This window comes from Thermococcus atlanticus (genome assembly GCF_054657855.1).
On the sequence record NZ_BAAHXX010000001.1, the window covers coordinates 129,738 to 149,163 of the forward strand.

A 19,426-nucleotide genomic window follows, 5' to 3' on the forward strand; every position below is an offset into this window, starting at 1 on the left:
AATGAGACGGGGTCAGCTAAGCCTTGATCTCCTTTTTGCGGTTACCCTCATAGCGATAACGATGCTGAGTGTAATCTACACGGCAAACGAGCAGATTGCATACACACAGACGCTTGATGCAACAGCCCGGCTGAAAATATTCTCGATCAGCCTCAGGGACAGCATTGTAAAGGCCTATGCAATGGGCGACGGGTATTCCATCAGGAAAGAGCTGCCTTTCAGGTTAAATGCGGGGGACAGCATAGCCATAGTCCTCAACTCCACATCGAACACCCTTCAGCTCAACGCCACGATTGGCGGTGTTAGCTATTACATCGTCCAGAACATCACGGTTCCCCTACATGTAACCTCGAATATAACGCTGACCAGCGCAACCACCGAATTCTGGATATATGCGAACAGAACGGGGGATGAGATATATGTCACTCTCGGGACGTAAAGCCCAGACCTCACTGGAAGCTCTGATCATAATGGGGATAATAATGTTCGGGGCAGTGGTTATAGTCCCCAACTACATCAGCATCAATACGGGGGCCTCAATCCTCTCACTGGTTCGTTCTTCAGCTGGAATCGCCTGCAGCTATCTCAACATGGGTGTTGCCGTCAGCGGAGGTGGATATAACTACTCTTCCCTGAATGCCCTGCTGGGTTCGGGGGTTAAATACAACCTGTATCTGAACGATGTTAGATACTCCGAGGTCAATGGTACGATATACCTCACGGTCAACATAACCAACTTTGGAGCGATTTCCAATGTAAATGCCGTCGAGGCAGGAATTCTGAACTTTATCCGGGCGTATCTCGTGACGCACTCCTCCGCAAGGATTGTAAACGGGGATATTGTTTATAACGGACGGAAGGTCATAATAGGTGTGGAAGTGACGGTGGAATGAGGAGAGGTCAGATATTCACGCTCGATGCCCTGCTCTCACTGGTGCTCGTGATGATAGTGCTCGGGGTAGTCATCAACACCAACGAATCCGTGATGGCGGAGATAAACAGCATCATGGGATGGTATGAACGGGCCAACCTCGGTGACAACATGCTCGACGTCCTCACAAAGAGTGCGGGAGAACCTGAGAACTGGGAGAGCAACCTTTCGGGGCTGAAGAGCGTGGGGCTGCGCAGCATAAACTACACATATGTTGTAGATTATGGAAAGCTTATTGCCATGGTCAGAAATGTTAACCTCTCCTCCGTAAAGCAGAGCCTCCTCAACTTCAGCTCATGGAAGGACTTCCAGCTGGACATCTATCTGACCAACATAAGCGTTAATCTGGCTGTATCGACATCCCCGCTGCAGGTGCAGGTCGTGAATATCTCCTACACATACGCATCAAACCTCTCCGAGCCCACGTTTAGGATAGCATTCATAAATGGCTCCCTCGTTACGGATGAGGGCGTGATAAACAGCTCCAAGGCAGGGGCAAGATGGATAAGCTATCATTATAAGGATGTAATCGTTGCCAGGAGGGTGTACTATTCCACGGTTAATGTATTCCAGGGGCAGGAGGTTCTGGCGGGTGTTCTCAAGGAGAATGTTCCACCATATGCTGAGCTTGAAATAACCGTTCCGGCTGATGAGAGCGGATATGTGATATTCTCAGTGCTGGACGGTGATGTAGGAAAAGCTTTAGTAGTTCAAAAGGAATCTTCAACATCGGATGTGGTGGCAAGCATCATAGAGGGAAGCACCACGCTGTATTCATATACGGGCAACAGCACAGCGGTTTCAGTCCCGTGGGTTTCACTGTTCGAGGAGTTCAACACCCAGACCACGGTTAAGATTGTGGGCATGAGGGTTTATGATGACACCTTTGCAGGTACTGTAACCATGAGAGACCTCAATGGACTCGGCGTCCTTCTTGCCCCGAGGCTTGAGCCCGGTGTGTTAAAGCTTTGGATGTGGGAGTCATGAGGAGGGAGAGCTCTGTATTTACCCCTGTGTTGGTTATGGTGTTCAGCGTGACCCAGGGGGAGTGGGAGCCATGAAGCGGAGGGGATTCGTATTTACCCTTGATGCTCTTCTGTCGCTTGTGTTGGTCATGATATTCGTCGTTAGTGTGGTCTCAGTTGAGAGCCAGGGGATGAACGTTTATTCAACCTACATGCGCTCCCAGAACACCCGCACCGCGCAGAGCACACTGGAGCTGATGAGAACAGCGTCCCTTGAGAACCTCGTTTCGCCCCAGAAGATCAATGAGTGGATATCCACCGGTGTTTTAAACACCACCCTCGTCAGTCCCAGCATGTCCCCGCTCGACATAGCTGCAACTTACTGGGCTGCGGCTCCGGTTTATCCCTCCGCAAACCTTACCGGCAAAGCCAACATAATCCTCGGATATATACTGAACAACACCCTCAAGGGTTACAACTACCAGCTCATTATAAACAACTATACAAGTCCCTATCTTTCCAGAAGAGGTGCCAATTATTCGACAGCACGTGATGTATCCTCGGCCACCATAACCCTGACAGGATATGCATACAACCAGACGCCGAGGGGGTATATGGCGAGGGCATATCTGACGAAGGCCACTCACGAAAATGCAAATCTGGTAGTAATCCAGAGGGTTCTTGGTGGGGGTTGCACCTACTATGGGAATTCCAACGATTTTACTGCCAATGTTACCTTCACAATTCCCTCGGATGCAGAGGTGTTCTACGGAGATGCTATGTTTGCCACAAGGTCTTCTGCCAACAACTTTGAGGCATGGATAAACGGGCATGGCCCGTATTATACCGGTTATTATTCCGATAATTCCTATCACAACTATCTGCGGGCCGGGTTGAACTGGGTATATGCCGATATAACGACGAATTATTGTGGTTGGCCTACTTGGTGGTTTGATTGGCCGAGCTTTGAGGCGGGTTTTGGAAGCGGGAGCTCTCTGCTGGTAAAATACCGCACGAATTCCACGGCAACAGAAAATCCAAACTTCATCAAGCTTTACGACACAACATCCTATACCGGGATTGTGTATTTCCTCTCCATAGTCCCAACAGGGAATGTAACAGGCATATCAATCCATCTGAGCACATCTGATATTGATACCGTAAGGCTCTACTACCAGTATGGGGCTAATGTATGTGACATGAACATCGCTAAAGCCCCTGACTCAAATGGGGTCGTTGATTATTCTTCTCAGGAAATACTTTCGGGACTGGAGAACTGCGGTGTAACATATTCCGACCTCGGAGACCATGCATTCACGCTGGTTCTTGCATTTGACGCACGGTACTCTCCGGGCATAGCATCGGGCCGCAACTGGTACTACTCCGGCCTTGATGACAGTGCAGTCAGGCTCAGAGTTATACACGGTGGAGGGGACTCGTGGGTAAAGGTGGATGTGATACCCAGAATACTCGAAACCAGATATTCAATACCGCTTGCGATTTCGCTGAACTATGATGACTTTGAATACTCCGGCACAACATCTTTGAGCGGTGTCTATTCCCAGATAAAAGCTCAGTACACCCTGCCAGAAAATGCTCAACCATGGTATGCTGACTATCTGATTGCCATTCAATTTACAGACTCGCCAACAGGCCCGCTGGTATTCTGGGAAAATGACCAGACAAACGGGACGATCTATAACGGTCCTGCTGACTGGTACCTCTACCGTTTTGGATACTCACGCTTTAAAGATGCAATAATGCAGAACGGGACAACCAACACATTTTACGGTGAATCTTACGACAGCAACTACGGATTCCGCTACCAGCAGACAAGGGGAATTATAAAATACTTCATCCAGGCGTATGCCGGCTATGGGGATGTGTTCCCTGAACTTCTTCAAGGATACCCTGTATATGGGGGATATAATCTCACATATTACTACAGTGACGGCTCTACAGTTTATCAGAGATCTATTCTCGTTGGAAGCCCGCCGTATAAATCGATGACGGTGGATGACCTTGATCCAAATAAATACGCGGTTGACGATGCAATTTTAAGGCTCTTTGATAAGCTGAATTATGTGAGTGATGTGAACCCTGGGGAGTGGAAAAGCACACCCTATGATGGTTCATCGTCAAATCCCATAGACGTTGACCTCCCGAGCGGTGTTAGCATAAGCACAGCTTCAATGGGCAACATTCCAAGCGGCCTCTTTGCCCCGGTACAGATAACCCTCAGAGTATGGAGGGAGCACTGATGAAGAGGAGAGCCTTTCTGATAAACTCATCAGTTATTCTGCTCTTAATCCCCCTCATGCTGCTGCTGGCCACGTATGAGGATGTTTCCTATCAGATTGTTCATGCCCAGAGCGAAAGGATGCGTCTTGAAACCACGTTTGATGTTGTATCATATCTGGAGCTGGATTTTCAGAAAGCACTGGAAATTTCGGGTAAAAGAGCCATTGTGGCCGTTGTTGATTATGTTGCAGTAACAGGGAACTTTATTAATCCAGCATATAAAGTCAATAACACCATTCGGGATTTGATTATTAACAGCAGTTCTCCCTCGATACAGAATTATCCAAGGCTCACCACACTCATGGGAAATCAGGATATTGAAAGCTGGATTTCGAATATAAGTACCGAACTCGGGAAACAGGGGTTCACTATACAGCCGAATTCCACCACAATTGCTGATCACATACAGATAACCGTGGCGCCTCTGGATTCATTCAGGATAGTTATAAAAGCCAGAATTTTGAACGTGACTGTGAGAAGCAAAAATGGCAATGTGGTTTATTCCGGCACACTTCCGAGAACGGGGTGGGTTTATTCTATAATTGACATCAGGGATCTTGAGGATCCAATGTTTTCTGCAATGACCGGGGGGAAGTATCAGAGATCGTTGAGAGCATGTCAGATACCGTTTCCCCAGCTTTTCAGCAAGCCCCTGGAGGTTCTGGAGGGGAATGGAAGCAGCACCCAGTCCCCGGTTATCGGGCAGCTTTCTACAGGCATAGCAAGTGATAAGATTTATTTCGGCGACAGTTATCCCGGTGCCGGCGCTGAGGCATATGTTCTGGCGAACGGAAGCATCAATGTAACCTCTCCAATAATCGTCAACACAACCTCGGACGGAAAGAGAACCTCTCCGGGTGACGTGTTCAATGATGGTGATATGGGAGTTCTGGTTTTTGAAAATGTTAGTGGTGTAACCCCCGCAACAGGATGGTGTTCTCTCTTAGGATATCGTTTCAATGTGACAATCCAGAATAATCTGGCCCAAGACTTAACGGATTTCCAGGTCCCTATTTATATAGATAGTTCACATGTTACAAATCTGACGCTCCTTAATACATTCTTCAATACTGCGGATAGCGATGGTGATAATATTCCAATAATAGAAATCACATACAGCAACTGTACTCCAGTCAACTTCTGGGTTGAGAAGTGGAACACGAGCACTGAAGAAGCCATAATCTGGGTAAACGTTACAATCCCCGCAAGTTCCCAAGTAACCCTGGAAATATATTTTGATTCAAGCGGAACAGAAACGCTTGGGGATCCAAATAAAGTATTTGAGTTTTATGATGACTTCAGTGGCACATCGTTAAACACAACGAAATGGACAACAAACACGAATCAATATGTTGTCTCAAATGGATATATTGAAATGTGGGGTAACTGGAACAATCAATATTACATAAACACCCTCAGAAGCTTCACTCCGAATGTTGTTATTGAAGGCGTTTGGAGGTTAGGAGGTTATTTCTTTTATGACACGGATCTGACCGTAGGCCTTGTTCCTACGGATACAACACCATGGCTCAGCAATTCTGCTATTTATGCATGGTACGACGGATATGGAGGGATATTCTGGGTGAACGCATATAATGAGAAGAATCTTCGGGTCTATGGTGTTTACTCTGCTACTGGGAGCCCAATATACTCCACAGACTGGCAGAGCTTTGAAATTATCTATACCGGAACCCAGATACAATTCTGGGATTCATATACAAACAGCTGGCTTACAGCGGCTGTTTCACCTCCTCTCAGTCCATTCTATCTTCAGATTGCGGCGGACACTGATTCAACCACGAGATTTGGATATATCAACTGGATACGCGTTCGCAAATATGCTTCTACACCTCCAACAGTCTCAATATCAACGCAGGTGGAACAAAAACCAGTTTCTACTTTAGTATCTGCGACCTCTGCCAGAGCCTACGACATCCAGCCCTTCATAAACTGCATTCAGGACAACCGCTACTTCGGCATATATGGAGGATGGTCTTTCTTTGAGCGCCTTGAGGGGAGCAGCACAAACCACGACGCGTACGTAACCCTTGCCCACGAAATGCAGGATGAACTCGGTGTTAAATACGGAAGCCAGTATTATCCAATTGGCCTTGTTAGCTTCATGGTTCCCGGCCCTGCCCCATATGATCAAGCTCTGCTGAATCTGCTGGGCACCATTGGTGTTTCTACTGCGGACTTAAACTCCAATCAGGAGAGCAGCGTGGATTATTATTTCCTGCAGAAGTATTTCGGAAGCGCCTCAACGGTCTCCGGATATCGGGTTTATGGAATTTCGGATACCCCTGATAGATCCGACGTATATCTGTTCATAGACAACCAAACCGCAGCCGCGATCTTCGGCACCCAGGGGGCTCAGGATTTGCTTCAGAGATGAGTGAGGTGAAATCATGAAGCTTGAAGATTTTTTTTATGTGGTGGGCGAGCGGGTAGAATCAGCTGCGGTAAAACTGTCGGGAGCCTTTAGAGAGCTCCTATTTCCCTCACCGAGGGAACTGCCACCGGATTTCAGGCTGCTGAGGAGGCTGGTTAAAAAGAGTATTACCATTCATGAATTTCTAAGCCTGAAGCTTCAGCTTGTTTTTCTGGCATATCTGCTCCTTAATCTGCTGATTCTGCTGTTGATCCGCAGCATCCCGTTGCTCATGCTCACGGCGCTCGTCTATTTCCTCTACATCCACAGGCTTCTCTGGCGGAACTACTATTTCTTCATTGACTTTAAACCCTACAGATACTTTTACTATGGGCTCTCCCTCATAGCGTTTCTGGCTTTTGTGGGATACACGGTGCTCAGAAGGCTCACCCACGTAGTTTATTACTACTATGCATACCTGATAGTTATATTTGCGGTTGTTCTGCTGTTCAGACAGATGTTCAGGGCGAAATACGGCAGGGACTGGACATACGGTGTTGTCGAGGAGATCAAGGGCGACCTCGTCAGGGTGTTTGTCCATGATGACATAGCCGCCAACGTGAAGCCCGGCTACTACTGGGTCGATAAAGTTGGAGATTTGAAGGAGGGCAGGATAGTGAAGCTCCTCGTCGAGGAGAGGCTCATGAAAGGGGCGGTGCCCAGAAAAATCATGGAAGTCTATCTCGGGGATCAGTCCTCCCAGAGCCCAACCGAGCCAAAAGCCGAGAGCGACAGCAACAGCAGCAGGTAGAGGGATGTGCACGGCTCCCTTCCATAGGTCTTTGCAAAGCCCTCCCCGTTTTTGATTATAAGGGGCTCCACGGAGGGACATGTGATTCGTATCCCCTCCCCTTCGAGCTCGCATTCCATGCCGAGCCCCCTGCAGACCCTCTCGATGAAGCGGAATGCCTTCTCAGGCTCATCAAGCTTTATTCTGTAGTAAATCGTGTAGCCCATGAGCGCGCCCTCCAATACCCTTAGAATTAGTAATATGCAGAACATTAAAAGGTTTTCGATTTTGCAATTTGACATCGTAAAATGAAGGGGTAGAAAAAATTACTCAGGGGGCTTTCTAAGGTTTATCAGTGCTATACCGAGTTTGTCGTAGACGGAGTCTGAGCTTATAATGCTCCTCCGCAGCTGGCGGCATGGAAGGCATCGAAAACCTTGAGCCCGTATTCCGTCCGGGGTTTCCACAAGATAAACCTCTTTTCCAACCCTGTCCCTCATGCTCTTGGGAATATAGAGACGTCCCTTCGAATCCACCTTGTGATATCATATTCCCACCATGATCCAATAAGTGTTTAAGTTTTCCAAAAAAAAAGCGGGAAGAACAGAAAGGGCTAAAGCTCGCCACATAGCTCTGCGAAGTTTTTATAAATCTCCGAACCGCGCTCCGTGTGCGCGACCTCTGGATGGAACTGGACGCCGTAGATGGGGAGAGTTTTATGTTTCATTGCCTCAACCGGGCAGAATTCGCTCCTGGCTAAAAGTTCGAAGTCCTCCGGGAGCTCCTTAACCTCGTCCATGTGGCTCTCCCAGACTTTGAGGCGCCCCGGGAGTCCCTTGAAGATGTCATCCTCGTCCAGGATTTCCACCTCAACGAGGCTGTACTCCGCTTTCTCGCCCCTTCCAACCCTTCCGCCAAAGTGCCTTGCTATGAGCTGGTGGCCGAGGCATATTCCCAGAAGGGGCACGTTGAACTCGTCGTAGCGCTCCAGAATTGCCCCGCAGTTTCCGGTCCTCTCAATATCTGGCCCGCCCGAGAAGATTATGCCCCTTGGCTCAAGTGCCTTAATTTCCTCCAGAGGAGTTGTGTTCGGGATTATCCTCGCCTCAACGCCGAGGTATCTAAGGGTGCGCCAGATTCTGTGCACATACTGCCCGTGGTTATCCATTATAATTATCATTCTTTCACCTCCAGAGATTTGAAAAATTCATCGGAGTCTTCAACTAAGTAAAATGCTCTCAAACCAAGTTTCCCTGCCAGCTCGGCCATTCGCTTATCGTTGGTTATGAGAACAGCGTTGAGATAGCGGGCGGTTGCGATGAAGTAGAGGTCTGGGATTCGGTGAGACGTTTCAAAGGAAAACTCCCTTAGGAGGTCTGATAGTACTCCCTCACCGAGGAACTCGGTAATCAACGACCTGTATATGCCCCACGCCTCCTCCGCAAGTTCTCTGGAAAGAAACCGGGTAATCACAGCTATGAACTCAAATTCACCAAGACGGGGAGAGTAAAGCTCAATTACTCCCATTTCTGTGAGAGAGGCTATACGCTTTGAAATCTCCGTTCGATAGGGATAAAAACTGGAGAAAAGGCTAACCATCACGGAAGTGTCCGCGACAACCTTCATATCTTCTCCTCCCTGAGCTTTAGCAGGTACTCCTCCGGACTCTCGCTGAACTTCTCCGGCGCTATAATCTTCCTGAACTTTTCCGTTTTCCTTACAACATTCCCCTCGTAGACTCTGACCACTAACCTCTGCCCCTCCTTCAGTTTTAGGGGCTTAAGGGGCTTCAGCACGCCGTTCTCATACACAACCTCTATGATATCCACAACCTCCACCTCAGCAATACCTCGCTTTAAAAATAGATAAAAGTATCGAAGTTACTCAAACTCAATCGTCGCCGGAGGCTTGTTCGTTATGTCGTAGAGCACCCTCCCCACCTGGGGAACCTCGCTCGTTATCCTGAAGGCGATCCTTTGCAGCACCTCAAAGGGCACGTTCATGGCGTTGGCCGTCATTCCGTCGAGGCTCTCAACGACGCGGACGGCTATCGTCTCCTTGTAGGCCCTTATGTCCCCCTGCACACCAACGGTCTTAACTCCCAGAAGCACGGCAAAGGCCTGCCACGGCTTTAGCCTGGCCTTCTCAATCTCATCCTCGACTATGACGTTCGCCTCCCTGACGATTGCAACCTTCTCGGGTGTTACCTCTCCGAGCACACGGACGGCCAGGCCCGGCCCGGGGAACGGCATTCTGTTGTATATCCTCTCCGGAAGGCCAAGCTCTCTCGCAACCTCCCTGACCTCATCCTTGTATAAGTCCCTCAGGGGCTCGATTAGCTCAAGGTTCAAACGTTCCGGTAATCCGCCGACGTTGTGGTGGCTCTTTATCTTCCCCTTGCTCTCAATCCAGTCCGGGGCTATGGTGCCCTGAATTAAAAAGTTGGCATCTATCTCACGGGCAACCTCCTCAAAGACGTCTATGAAGACCTTTCCTATTATCCTGCGCTTTTCCTCCGGGTCCGTCACTCCCTTCAGCGCTTCAAAGAAGCGCTCCTGAGCGTCGACGTAGATTAGGTTTAAGCCAAACTCATCCCTGAACGTCTTTATGACGAACTCCGGCTCTCCCTTCCTCAGGAAGCCCGTATTGACGAAGACGGCATAGAGCCTGTCGCCGATGGCTCTGTGCGCTAAGATGGCGCACGTTGAGCTGTCAACTCCCCCCGAGAGCGCTATAATGGCCTTTCCATCTCCCACCTTTTCCCTGACCTCGGTTACCTTCTCATCTATGAAGCTCTCCCACATGACGATCACCTTTACTTTCTACTTTCTTTTGCATAAAATTTAACCATTTATAAGACTATTTATCATCTTCATGTCAAAATATCCTCCAGCCTGTCCTCCTCTATGGCCTGCTTTATCTCCCCTGCAATTCTCCGCCCCGTGCTCATGGGGAAATCATAGCGGAGCCAGCTGTAGGGCGAGCCGTTTACGAAGGGGTTCGTCCCCGCCACAATCCTCGCGGAAATCTCAAAGACTATGAACTCCATCTCGTCCGTGAGTATCGTTTCCAGGCAGAAGGGGCCCCAGAGGCCGCCCATGAGTTCTTCGGCCGCTTTAACCGTCCTCTCTCCCATCTCTATAACGTCCATCAGGAGGCTCTCCCTCAGGACTATGGGGATGTTGCCGACAACGACGTAGGAGCCCTCAATGCCGAGCTCAAGCTGATCCTTTGCGTTTATACGCCCGATGCCGTCCACGTTGGTCTCATACCTCCTGTCAACGCTCATGAGCTCAAGCTCGCCGTTGAGCTTTGAGTAGAAGTAGTGCGGATATACGGGGACCCCGAGGATGTACTCCTGAATCTGAACGCCCCTTAAGCCCTCCTTGCCCGTGATGCCCGCCTTTTTGGCCTTCTCCCAGAAGTCCCTCGAATCCCTGGCCAGGAAGTAGCCCTTACCACCCTTGGCACCGTGAAACTTCACGATGACGGGCACATCAATATCGTCGGGGTCTCCATAGACCCTTGGAACCTTAAGCCCCGCTTTCTGGAGCCATTTCCTCTCCAGATTCCTGTCGCTCTCCCATCTGAGGACTTTTTTATTCCCGTAGTACGGCACTTTCATGGACTCAACCCTTTCAATGCCCAGGTGTGCCACGAATGAGCCCGTCGGGATTACTATTACCTCCTTTTCCAGAAGCTCCCTCTCGGGATACTCCCCCACCAAAAACTCATCCGCAACCGGGAAGTATTTCGTGTAGAGCGGTTTAACCCTTTCCTTTCCAAAAGCGACCGTTTTAAAGCCCTCATCCTTAGCCCCTTTGAGAATCTGAAGGGCGGAGTGAGAGGCGTAGGTGCCTATCATCATTCTCCATCACCCAGAAGTTGTGGGAGCGAATTATAGGCCCTCCGGGTTTCCTCCAGGCTTAACCCTGCCAGTTCTTTCTCTCTGTCCTTAAAGAGTAGCTCTTCTCCCCCCACTTTCCCTATCACGGCGAAGTCGTCAAACAGCCCTCTGAGCTTTTCGAGGCTTTCCCTGTTAAAGCTGACCACGAAGCGGGCCTGACTTTCCGAAAAGAGCACCTCCACGGGGGAGAGCTCCATTTCCACTGGAACTTTACTTATGTCAACTTCAAAGCCAACCCCTCCGGCGAGGGCCATCTCCACCAGCGCCACAGCCATTCCGCCTTTGCTCACATCGTGAACGGCCTTCACCAACCCGAGCTCTATTGCCCTCAAAATGCCCTCCGCATTCCTCCTTTCCCTCTCCGGGTCAACCCTCGGGGCCACTCCCCCCTCAATACCGAGGATGCGGTAGAGCTCACTTCCCCCGAGCTCCTTCTTCGTTACCCCCACGACGGCTATGAGGTCTCCTTCGTCTTTGAAGTCCATGGTCATGACGTGCTCAAGCTTCACCTTTCCAAGGCCCGCAACGACAGGGGCCGGTTTTATCGGCTTGTTCCCCACCTCGTTGTAGAAGCTGACGTTCCCGCTCACATAAGCTAAGCCAAAGGCCTTTGCCCCATCTGCTAATCCCTTAATGGTCTCTATGAAGCTCCAGTAAACCTCGGGCCTCTCCGGAGATGCAAAGTTAAGGTTGTCCACCAGCGCCAGAGGTTTGGCCCCCACGCTCGCCAGGTTCCGAACGACCTCGGCAACCGCCCCCATCGCGCCGTGGTAGGGGTTTAAATACGAGTAGGAGGGATTCCCATCGCTCACAAAAGCCAGCCCGTATTCGTCGTTTATCTTAAGCACCGCCGCATCAAGGCCGGGCTTTAATACCGTTCTCCCCTGAACCTCGTGGTCGTACTGCCTGTAGACCCACTCCTTGCCCACCACATTGGGACCTGAGAGCACCTTAAGGAGGGCTTCCCCGACGCTTATCTCCGGCGTTTCCACGTCCTTTTCGAGAGCATATGGTTTTGCCTCCCACTCTATCGTGGGGACCTCTGCCAAGAGGTCTACTGGCAGGTCAGCAACCTTCTCATTGCCCCAGTAGACGATGTAGCGGGGCTCCTCAATGGTCTCCCCGACCACGACCCATTCGAGCTCGTATTTCTCGAAGATCTTTGTTATCTCTTCCAGATCTTCCTTCTTGATGGCAAAGAGCATCCGCTCCTGGCTCTCGGAAATCATGACCTCCATTGCGTTCATGTCTGGCTCCCTCTGGGGAACCCTATCCGCATAAATTATTGCGCCAAAACCCTTCTTTCCCGCCATCTCCGAGGAAGCGCACGTTAGCCCGCCGCCGCCGAGGTCTTTGAGGGCCCTAACCTTCCCGGTCTTCAGCGCTTCAAGCGTTGCCTCGATTAAAAGCTTCTCCGTGAAGGGGTCTGGAATCTGCACCGCGGAGCGATCTGCGTTCTCGCTCAGCTCTTCACTCGCAAAGGTAACCCCGTGAATTCCGTCCCTTCCTGTCCTGTTTCCAACTAAAACGAGCAAAAGGCCGCTCTCTTCCACATAGCTGTGCACAAGCTCTTCGGGCCTCATTAAGCCTATGCACGCCACATTCACGAGCGTATAGCCCTCAAGGCTCTCATCGAACTCCGTCTCTCCCCCAACCGTTGGAACACCTATCCTGTTGCCGTAGTCGGCTATACCCTTCACCACGTACTCGAAGAGATAGCGGTTGCGCTCCTTCTCAAGGGGCCCGAAGCGTATCGGGTCGAGCAAAGCTATGGGGCGGGCGCCCATACATAGAATATCTCTAACAATTCCGCCGACGCCCGTTGCGGCCCCGCCGTAGGGTTCGACAGCCGAGGGGTGGTTGTGGCTCTCTATTCCGACAACTATGGCAGTGTTCTCATCAAACTTTACAACACCAGCATCTTCTCCAGGGCCCAAGATTACGTGCTCGTTTTTGGTAGGTAAAAGCTTTAACCAGGGCCTGCTCGATTTATAGGAGGCGTGCTCGCTCCACATCACCTCAAGCATGGCCCACTCAACTTCGTTCGGCTCTCTGCCGAGCCTTTCCCTGATGATCTTCTCCTCGTGGGGGAACATGAGAATCACCTCTTAGCATACTCCACCATGCTCCTGAAGAGCCTTAATCCGTCCTCACTTCCCAGCCATGTATCGCTCGCCCTCTCCGGGTGGGGCATCATTCCCAGGACGTTGCCCCTCTCGTTTGCTATCCCTGCTATGTTCAAGAGCGAGCCGTTTGGGTTTGCCTCCTCCGTGATATTTCCTTTCTCATCGCTGTACTGAAAGGCTATGCGAACCTTTGAGGGCCCGTCGGTGTAGTAATTCCCTTCCGCATGGGCTATCGGCATTCTGATGACCTCTCCCTCTTCATAGAGCTGGGTAAACGCGGTTTGGGTGTCGCTAACTTTGAGGTAAACCCACCTGCACAGGAATCTCGGTATTTTGTTGGGCCTTAACGCTCCGGGCAGAAGCCCGCTCTCGGTCAAGACCTGAAAGCCGTTGCATATTCCCAAAACCGGTTTGCCTTCGCCGGCGAGGGCTTTAACCTCCTCCATTATCCCGGCCCTAGCGCTTATCGCTCCGGCCCTAAGATAATCAGCGTAGCTGAATCCCCCGGGCAAAACAACTCCATCGAAGTCCTTTAGCCTGGTTTTATACCACACCCTCTCCGCTTTGCCCCCTGCTTTTCTAATCGCTTCAAGGGTCTCAAAGTCGCAGTTTGTCCCTGGAAACACTATAACGGCGAACTTCGGCATCTCACTCACCTAAAGGCTCTATCTCGTATTCGTAGGTGTGTATAATGGGGTTGGCGAGCAGGCGTTTGCACATCTCCTCGACGTCCTTCTCAGGATTTTCGCTCTCAAAAACGAGCTCAAAGTATTTCGGCACCTTCAGCTCCTCAATTTTATAGCCCAGATTTTTGAATGCCTTTCCAATGACCCTCCCCTCCGGGTCGTTAAGGCCTTCCTTCAAACGCACGATGACTTTTGCCTTCCACTTCATGGGTATCACCTTATCAAAAATATGTAAAAATTTTTGGTTTTTAAGGTTTGTTTTAACATAAATTTGTCAATAAATTAGCTTTCCGTTGTTTTTAAGATTACTATTGGCAACAACTTTTATAAACTGCTTTAATATTATGGTGATTCGATGAAAAGAATCATTAGCATGTTTGTTATTATTTTGATCTTCGGACTAATAGTAAATCCAGCACTTGCCACAGGAAATGCAGTTCAGCAGACAAAAGCAGGGTAATTGCATGTGAAATCGAAATTTACGGAGTTCCGGCAAGGATTATTATAACCGAAAACTCCATCCTGAAAACCCCTGAAGAGGTTAAAGCATTCATTGAAAGTCATCTAAGTAAGGAAGAGTTCATAAACGGCGCTGTGGTGGATACTTCAGAGGCTTCCTTAAAAAAGCAGAGACAAAATGAGATCATCGCTACGAATTTTTTGAAGAAACCTATCGGCACTACCCCGGTTGGCACAGTTATTTCGGGAATCGTGGAAGTTTTCTCTGTAGGATCTTTCATTCTAACCGGGCCATATGCTCTGTTTGCAATGGCAATAATAGTAGCGGGCATCGCAGTTGCATATGCCAAATATGGTGACGAAATTCGTGAAAAGCTCGACAGCGCTTATCAGTACTTCTATAATTACATAGAAGAGAGAAAAAAGGACGAAAAGACAATCCACATCTATGAAAGAGAGTTTTATTGAGGTCTCCCCAAGAGAATTTACGTGAAGGAATTTGTTCATGTAAAAGATAAGGATTTCAAAGTTACTGTAGGAGAACTGGTCGGGGCAATACTCATTGTCCCATCAGGGAGGCTCGCCCTCAATGCAACTGTGAAAAATTTAAAGGAGGGCAACTGGGAACTGGCGGCTTTAAAGGGAATTCGATTTATCATCGGAGCAACGGGAGAGGCTGTGGCATATCTTGCAATAGAAAAGGTGTATAATGCTAAGAATATAACCCTGCCTAAAAAGCCCAATGAAGAAGGACCCGATTTCCCTTATGTTGATATCCCGAATATTCCTTTGACACAATGGGAGGCAAAGGGAACCACAGTTTTTAGAGTTACCTCCCTGATAAGGGACGGGTACTATCGCAATCTGGAAGGTCAGCCGGGTATAGTTTCCGTTTACAGGATGAAAGGATCAAATCTTTATGTGGCATTTATATATGGCTGAGGTGATAGCTATGAACCTCATCTCGATTGCAGGAAACTACACCTCCGCCATACGTATGTGGAAGGACATCAAGGAGGGAATAAGCTTAATAACTAGAAAACCATTGTCTATGGAAGAACAATTGATCCAGTTCGAAGAACGGCTGCCTCAATTACTTTCTTTTTTTTCATGGGGAATAATCGGATTTTTCAGCAGTGACGAGACAAAACTTAAAAATGAACTAGGGCCATCCATTATTCTATTGGGAACATCAGATAGAAACATTCTCCTCAAAGAGGCATGCTCATATTTCAGGGAGATAGTAGAATACTCAAGGGCCAAGAATGTGAACATTGATAATATTTTGAGGAAATATCCAGACATCCACAGGAGTTTCAGGATTGCGAACATTATATGTGATATTTACTCTGAAATTACTCAGGACAACTCCATATCTAAGGAAAATATCGTAGAATTATGCAATTTAGTTCCATCAAGAGAGATCCTTCTCACGCTTAAAGAATACTTTGAATCCCAAGGCTATGAAGTTCCAAAAGAACTCATAGAAACCTTGGGCAAGTTCCCTAAGCCAAAAGAAATCAACTACTGGGAGGAATATCAGAAAACGCTGAAAGAATTTGAGGAGAACGGCAGGAAGTTCCACGAGAAGGCAAAGAAAGAATGGGAGCTTGTGGAGGGCGGAAACACTGAAGACCCAATAGGCTCAATTCAAGAGGTCATCTGGAACCTGAGCGGGGGAGTGGTTTACAACTTCGCCCTGCGGAGGTTCAAACTCGTCAGGGAAGCCTACGAGATTTTTCTTAAAGCCTACGAATTTGCAAAAGAAAACAACCTGTTTAAGACGAAGCTCAGTGAGGATATATGGCTTGGAAAGCTCAAACGTGTGAACCTCAAGTGGGGCAACGACATAAAGTGGTACGAGGACTACCGCGTCATCTCCAACAGAATAATACGGCTAACGAGAATCACCGAGTTCATGATGTGGAAGCGCAGGATTCCCGAATTCCTCTATGCTAACCCGTACATTAACCTCGGAGGCGACTACGAGCACAACGATCCTCCACTGTGGGCTCTAACCCGGGGACTTATGATAATACTCAACCACAATCATTCTAGGGGAGTTCCTCCGGGTGTAGAGCTCCAGGAGGAGGTTTTAAGCCATGCATTAAGGCTAAACCTCCTCTGGCCCGAAAAAACCGAGATCTGGGAGTGCAGGGATGGAATCTGCGCTGTCTTTAGAGGCAGACTTAACGAAAGAGCACTCAGAGAGTTAAATAGAAACATCTGGGATGATGATGTCGTATTCTACAATGGAAAGAACATTGTGGTGGGCTACTCAAGGAAAAGAAAGCTCGGGTATGTATGCGCAAAAAGCAAAGATGAAAAGGATATAATGGCGCTGGTATCATGATTTCCTTTCTTTATTTTGCTCAACACCGTTAAGTAACAACCTTCTCAAGCTCGTCCAGCTCAATCGCACGCTTTATCTCAAGCGCAATTCTCCTTCCGGTGCTCATTTCCTTCCTCCACAGGGCGTTGCCGTAGGGATGGCCCATGGCCATGTGGATGTTGGTTCCGCCGCCCGTTCTCGGTGCCACGTCGTAGATGTAGAAGTTCAAGTCCTTGTCAACGGCCGTCTGGAGCGTGAAAGGCCCGATGATTCCGGGCGGGTAGTACTTTTGGGTCGCTTTAACGTAGCGCTCGGCCATGTCAAAGACCTTCTCAAGGAGGGACTCCCTCAAGGTGGAGCTCGCATGACCGCATACGGTGTATTCTGGCTCGAACTGATGCTCCTGGAGGGTCAGCTGCTGGCTCGCCGGAAGGCGCACGTGGCCGTCCAGGCTGGTCTCGAAGCGCCAGTCTATTCCAAGGAGCTCAATCTCCTCATCAACCGGCGAGTAGAAGAAGTCGAAGTTGAAGACCGGGCCTATTATGTAGCGCTCGATTCTCGCTTTGGCGAGGTCCTCCTCCGTGATCACGCCATGCTTTGTCAGCTTCTCCGCCTTCTCGCGGAACTCCTTGTAGCTTGCGGCGGTAAAGAAGCCGCGCTCAAGTCTCTTCTTCGCATGTGGTAGCTTGACGATTACAAGCTCGTTTATATCCTCCGGCTCCACGGGCTCCGGGTATGGAAGCCCCGCCTTCTCAAGCAGCCAGTAGTAGCTCTTCTCCTCGCTCCTCTCCTCGCTCCTGAGCAAATTGCGGCTCCCGAAGAGCGGCACCAAAAACTCGTCCTCCACTCTGTCAATCCCCGTATAAACCACGAAGGAGCGGTTGGGGACGAAGATAACGTTCCTCCTCCTCAGCTCCTCCTGAATGTCGATGATTCCGCCGAACCTCTCCAGAACGATTACCTCATCTATGAAACCCTTCATTAAGCCGTCCTTCGTCCTCTTTTGCCTGAAGTACTCGGCGTATGTTCTGTGCCTTCCCTCTTGAGCGATGATAAGTGTTTTAAGCCCCTCAGCTTTCGCACCATCGGCTATGTCAAGGGCCGAATGGCTCCCTATTGCTCCGATAACAACCTTTTCCCTATCGTATTTCTCCAGAACTTCCAGAATCCGCTCCCTTTCAATCATTTCATTCACCCCTGAGCTCCTTCATAATCCTAACCCTCTTCTCAACGCTCTCTCTCGTCCCCACATCGGTGCGGTGGAAAATCTCCCCTCTAATGTGCCTTATCCCTGCGGATGCAATCCTCTCCGCCTCTTCAAGAGAACCGGCGATTCCAACGACCGCCAGTGCCCTCGAACCGAGCATCCTGAAGTTTTCATCCACCGAGGCATAGTAAACCCTGGCCCCCTCCTCCCTGATTTTATCCTCTCTGATTTCAACCCTAACGCCCTTTATTGGATCAGAGGGATATCCCTTTGGCGCGAGGTACTTGACAACCGTCGCCTTTTTCTCAAATTCGGCTTTTTTGAGTGCTTCGTCAACTATTCCCTCCGCAATTTCAAGGAGGGGCGTTTTTAGAATCGGAAGAACGTTCATCGCCTCCGGGTCTCCGAAGCGGGCGTTGTACTCGATTATAACCGGGCCATCTTTGGAGAGCATGAACTGGCCGTAGAGGATGCCCCTGTAGGGCGTTCCGTTTTTCCGCATCGCCTCAACGGTCGCCTTCAGGGTTTCAAATGCTTTTTTATAGTCCTCCTCCGTTACGAAGGGCAATAGATGATCCTCGCACGAATACGAGCCCATTCCTCCGGTTATGGGTCCAGCATCGTCCTCATAGGCGTGGGGATAGTCCTGGGCGAGGGGCATTGGGATTACCTTTCTTCCATCCGTGAAGACCTGAAATGTGAATTCAACGCCGTCCGTCCTCTCCTCGACCAGAACCTTCCCATCCCTCTCGATTAGGGCCTTTGCGTACTCCTTCGCCTCCTCGTTGTCCCTCAGCTGGTAGCCGACAACTTTAACGCCCTTACCCCCCGTGAGCCCGAGGGGCTTTACAACAACCGGCTTGCCGAAATCATCTATCCATCCCTTCATCTCCCCGACGTCGGTAAAAACCCTGAAGAGCTTCCTCCCCGGAATTTCGTATTTTTCCATTATGCGCCTCGCAAAGGCCTTGTCCGTCTCAAGCAGGGCCGCCTCCTTTGAGGGGCCAACCGCAGGAATTCCATTCTCCTCAAAGACGTCCACGATGCCCTTCTCCAGAGGTGCCTCGGGCCCTATGAATGCGAGCTCAACGCCCCATTTTTCGGCGAAATCCAGAACCTTTCCAACATCCGTTTCTCTGGCCAGCCCATAATCCCTGCAGAGTCTTTTGATGCCGGGATTAACATGCTTGGCAACCACATAAAGCTCGGCACCGCCATTTACAAGGGCCTCGGCTATGGCGTTTTCTCTTCCACCACCACCCACTAAAAGAACTTTCATGACCATCACCAAATTTTTGTTAAAATTTAATGTTTTTAAGCTTTATTTTGACATTTAAATGGTAAAATTTAT

At 49.5% G+C, this 19,426-nt stretch carries 20 protein-coding genes; 9 read left to right on the plus strand and 11 right to left on the minus strand.

Going from position 1 to position 19,426, the window contains the following annotated elements:
- The first annotated feature begins 1 nt into the window (after position 1).
- The 6 genes from ACYQ27_RS00690 (at position 2) to ACYQ27_RS00715 (ending at position 7,379) form a co-directional block, all read left to right on the plus strand.
- The gene (locus ACYQ27_RS00690) at positions 2 to 439 is read left to right on the plus strand and encodes a hypothetical protein (RefSeq protein WP_456393975.1); all 438 of its coding nucleotides are present in this window, start codon (positions 2 to 4) and stop codon (positions 437 to 439) included.
- Complete coding sequence (locus ACYQ27_RS00695; protein WP_460040767.1) at positions 411 to 893, plus strand: hypothetical protein; 483 nt, start codon at positions 411 to 413, stop codon at positions 891 to 893. Before ACYQ27_RS00690 ends, ACYQ27_RS00695 begins: the two co-directional genes overlap by 29 nt.
- Positions 890 to 1,918, plus strand: coding sequence for a hypothetical protein (locus ACYQ27_RS00700; RefSeq protein ID WP_460040768.1), 1,029 nt, complete (start codon positions 890 to 892; stop codon positions 1,916 to 1,918). Before ACYQ27_RS00695 ends, ACYQ27_RS00700 begins: the two co-directional genes overlap by 4 nt.
- Before the next feature lie 70 nt (positions 1,919 to 1,988).
- A complete protein-coding gene (locus ACYQ27_RS00705; RefSeq protein ID WP_460040769.1) occupies positions 1,989 to 4,157 on the plus strand; it encodes a TPM domain-containing protein in 2,169 nt (722 codons plus the stop codon).
- Complete coding sequence (locus tag ACYQ27_RS00710) at positions 4,157 to 6,592, plus strand: DUF2341 domain-containing protein (RefSeq protein WP_460040770.1); 2,436 nt, start codon at positions 4,157 to 4,159, stop codon at positions 6,590 to 6,592. The genes ACYQ27_RS00705 and ACYQ27_RS00710 overlap by 1 nt, the downstream gene beginning before the upstream one ends.
- A 13-nt stretch (positions 6,593 to 6,605) precedes the next feature.
- Positions 6,606 to 7,379, plus strand: coding sequence for a DUF2101 family protein (locus ACYQ27_RS00715; RefSeq protein ID WP_456452662.1), 774 nt, complete (start codon positions 6,606 to 6,608; stop codon positions 7,377 to 7,379).
- Here the strand turns inward: ACYQ27_RS00715 and ACYQ27_RS00720 are convergent.
- The 9 genes from ACYQ27_RS00720 to purS form a co-directional block, all read right to left on the minus strand.
- Positions 7,319 to 7,630, minus strand: a complete 312-nt coding sequence (locus ACYQ27_RS00720; protein WP_460040771.1) for a hypothetical protein — start codon at positions 7,628 to 7,630, stop codon at positions 7,319 to 7,321. The genes ACYQ27_RS00715 and ACYQ27_RS00720 overlap by 61 nt on opposite strands.
- 341 nt (positions 7,631 to 7,971) lie before the next feature.
- A complete protein-coding gene (locus ACYQ27_RS00725) occupies positions 7,972 to 8,538 on the minus strand; it encodes a GMP synthase subunit A (protein ID WP_456452668.1) in 567 nt (188 codons plus the stop codon).
- Positions 8,535 to 8,984: a type II toxin-antitoxin system VapC family toxin gene (locus tag ACYQ27_RS00730; RefSeq protein ID WP_456395263.1), complete on the minus strand. Its 450-nt coding sequence runs from the start codon at positions 8,982 to 8,984 to the stop codon at positions 8,535 to 8,537. Before ACYQ27_RS00730 ends, ACYQ27_RS00725 begins: the two co-directional genes overlap by 4 nt.
- Complete coding sequence (locus tag ACYQ27_RS00735; protein WP_456452672.1) at positions 8,981 to 9,196, minus strand: antitoxin AF2212-like protein; 216 nt, start codon at positions 9,194 to 9,196, stop codon at positions 8,981 to 8,983. Before ACYQ27_RS00735 ends, ACYQ27_RS00730 begins: the two co-directional genes overlap by 4 nt.
- Before the next feature lie 42 nt (positions 9,197 to 9,238).
- Positions 9,239 to 10,162: a glutamine-hydrolyzing GMP synthase gene (gene guaA, locus ACYQ27_RS00740; protein ID WP_460041749.1), complete on the minus strand. Its 924-nt coding sequence runs from the start codon at positions 10,160 to 10,162 to the stop codon at positions 9,239 to 9,241.
- A gap of 68 nt (positions 10,163 to 10,230) precedes the next feature.
- Positions 10,231 to 11,226 carry a formate--phosphoribosylaminoimidazolecarboxamide ligase gene (locus ACYQ27_RS00745; protein ID WP_456452676.1) on the minus strand — a complete coding sequence of 332 codons (996 nt, stop codon included), beginning with the start codon at positions 11,224 to 11,226 and terminating at the stop codon, positions 10,231 to 10,233.
- Positions 11,223 to 13,361 carry a phosphoribosylformylglycinamidine synthase subunit PurL gene (gene purL, locus ACYQ27_RS00750; protein WP_460040772.1) on the minus strand — a complete coding sequence of 713 codons (2,139 nt, stop codon included), beginning with the start codon at positions 13,359 to 13,361 and terminating at the stop codon, positions 11,223 to 11,225. Before purL ends, ACYQ27_RS00745 begins: the two co-directional genes overlap by 4 nt.
- 5 nt (positions 13,362 to 13,366) lie before the next feature.
- Positions 13,367 to 14,038, minus strand: a complete 672-nt coding sequence (gene purQ / locus ACYQ27_RS00755; RefSeq protein ID WP_460040773.1) for a phosphoribosylformylglycinamidine synthase I — start codon at positions 14,036 to 14,038, stop codon at positions 13,367 to 13,369.
- A gap of 1 nt (position 14,039) precedes the next feature.
- Positions 14,040 to 14,285, minus strand: coding sequence for a phosphoribosylformylglycinamidine synthase subunit PurS (gene purS, locus ACYQ27_RS00760; protein ID WP_460040774.1), 246 nt, complete (start codon positions 14,283 to 14,285; stop codon positions 14,040 to 14,042).
- Positions 14,286 to 14,674: 389 nt separating this feature from the next.
- On the opposite strand from purS, the gene ACYQ27_RS00765 reads away from it, so the two are divergent.
- Genes ACYQ27_RS00765 through ACYQ27_RS00775 form a run of 3 tightly spaced genes read left to right on the plus strand, consistent with a single transcriptional unit; the run spans position 14,675 to position 16,889 of the window.
- Complete coding sequence (locus ACYQ27_RS00765) at positions 14,675 to 15,004, plus strand: hypothetical protein (RefSeq protein ID WP_460040775.1); 330 nt, start codon at positions 14,675 to 14,677, stop codon at positions 15,002 to 15,004.
- A 21-nt stretch (positions 15,005 to 15,025) separates the two neighbouring features.
- On the plus strand, positions 15,026 to 15,478 hold the full coding sequence (locus ACYQ27_RS00770; RefSeq protein ID WP_456452278.1) for a hypothetical protein: 453 nt from the start codon (positions 15,026 to 15,028) through the stop codon (positions 15,476 to 15,478).
- Between the two features lie 10 nt (positions 15,479 to 15,488).
- Positions 15,489 to 16,889: a hypothetical protein gene (locus ACYQ27_RS00775; protein ID WP_460040776.1), complete on the plus strand. Its 1,401-nt coding sequence runs from the start codon at positions 15,489 to 15,491 to the stop codon at positions 16,887 to 16,889.
- A gap of 28 nt (positions 16,890 to 16,917) precedes the next feature.
- Here ACYQ27_RS00775 and ACYQ27_RS00780 read toward each other — a convergent pair whose 3' ends face one another.
- Both ACYQ27_RS00780 and purD read right to left on the minus strand, forming a co-directional pair.
- Positions 16,918 to 18,054: a formate--phosphoribosylaminoimidazolecarboxamide ligase family protein gene (locus tag ACYQ27_RS00780; RefSeq protein ID WP_460040777.1), complete on the minus strand. Its 1,137-nt coding sequence runs from the start codon at positions 18,052 to 18,054 to the stop codon at positions 16,918 to 16,920.
- Between the two features lies 1 nt (position 18,055).
- Positions 18,056 to 19,354 (minus strand): phosphoribosylamine--glycine ligase, encoded by a 1,299-nt coding sequence (gene purD / locus ACYQ27_RS00785; RefSeq protein ID WP_460041750.1) that lies wholly within the window; start codon positions 19,352 to 19,354, stop codon positions 18,056 to 18,058.
- Positions 19,355 to 19,426 lie beyond the last annotated feature (72 nt).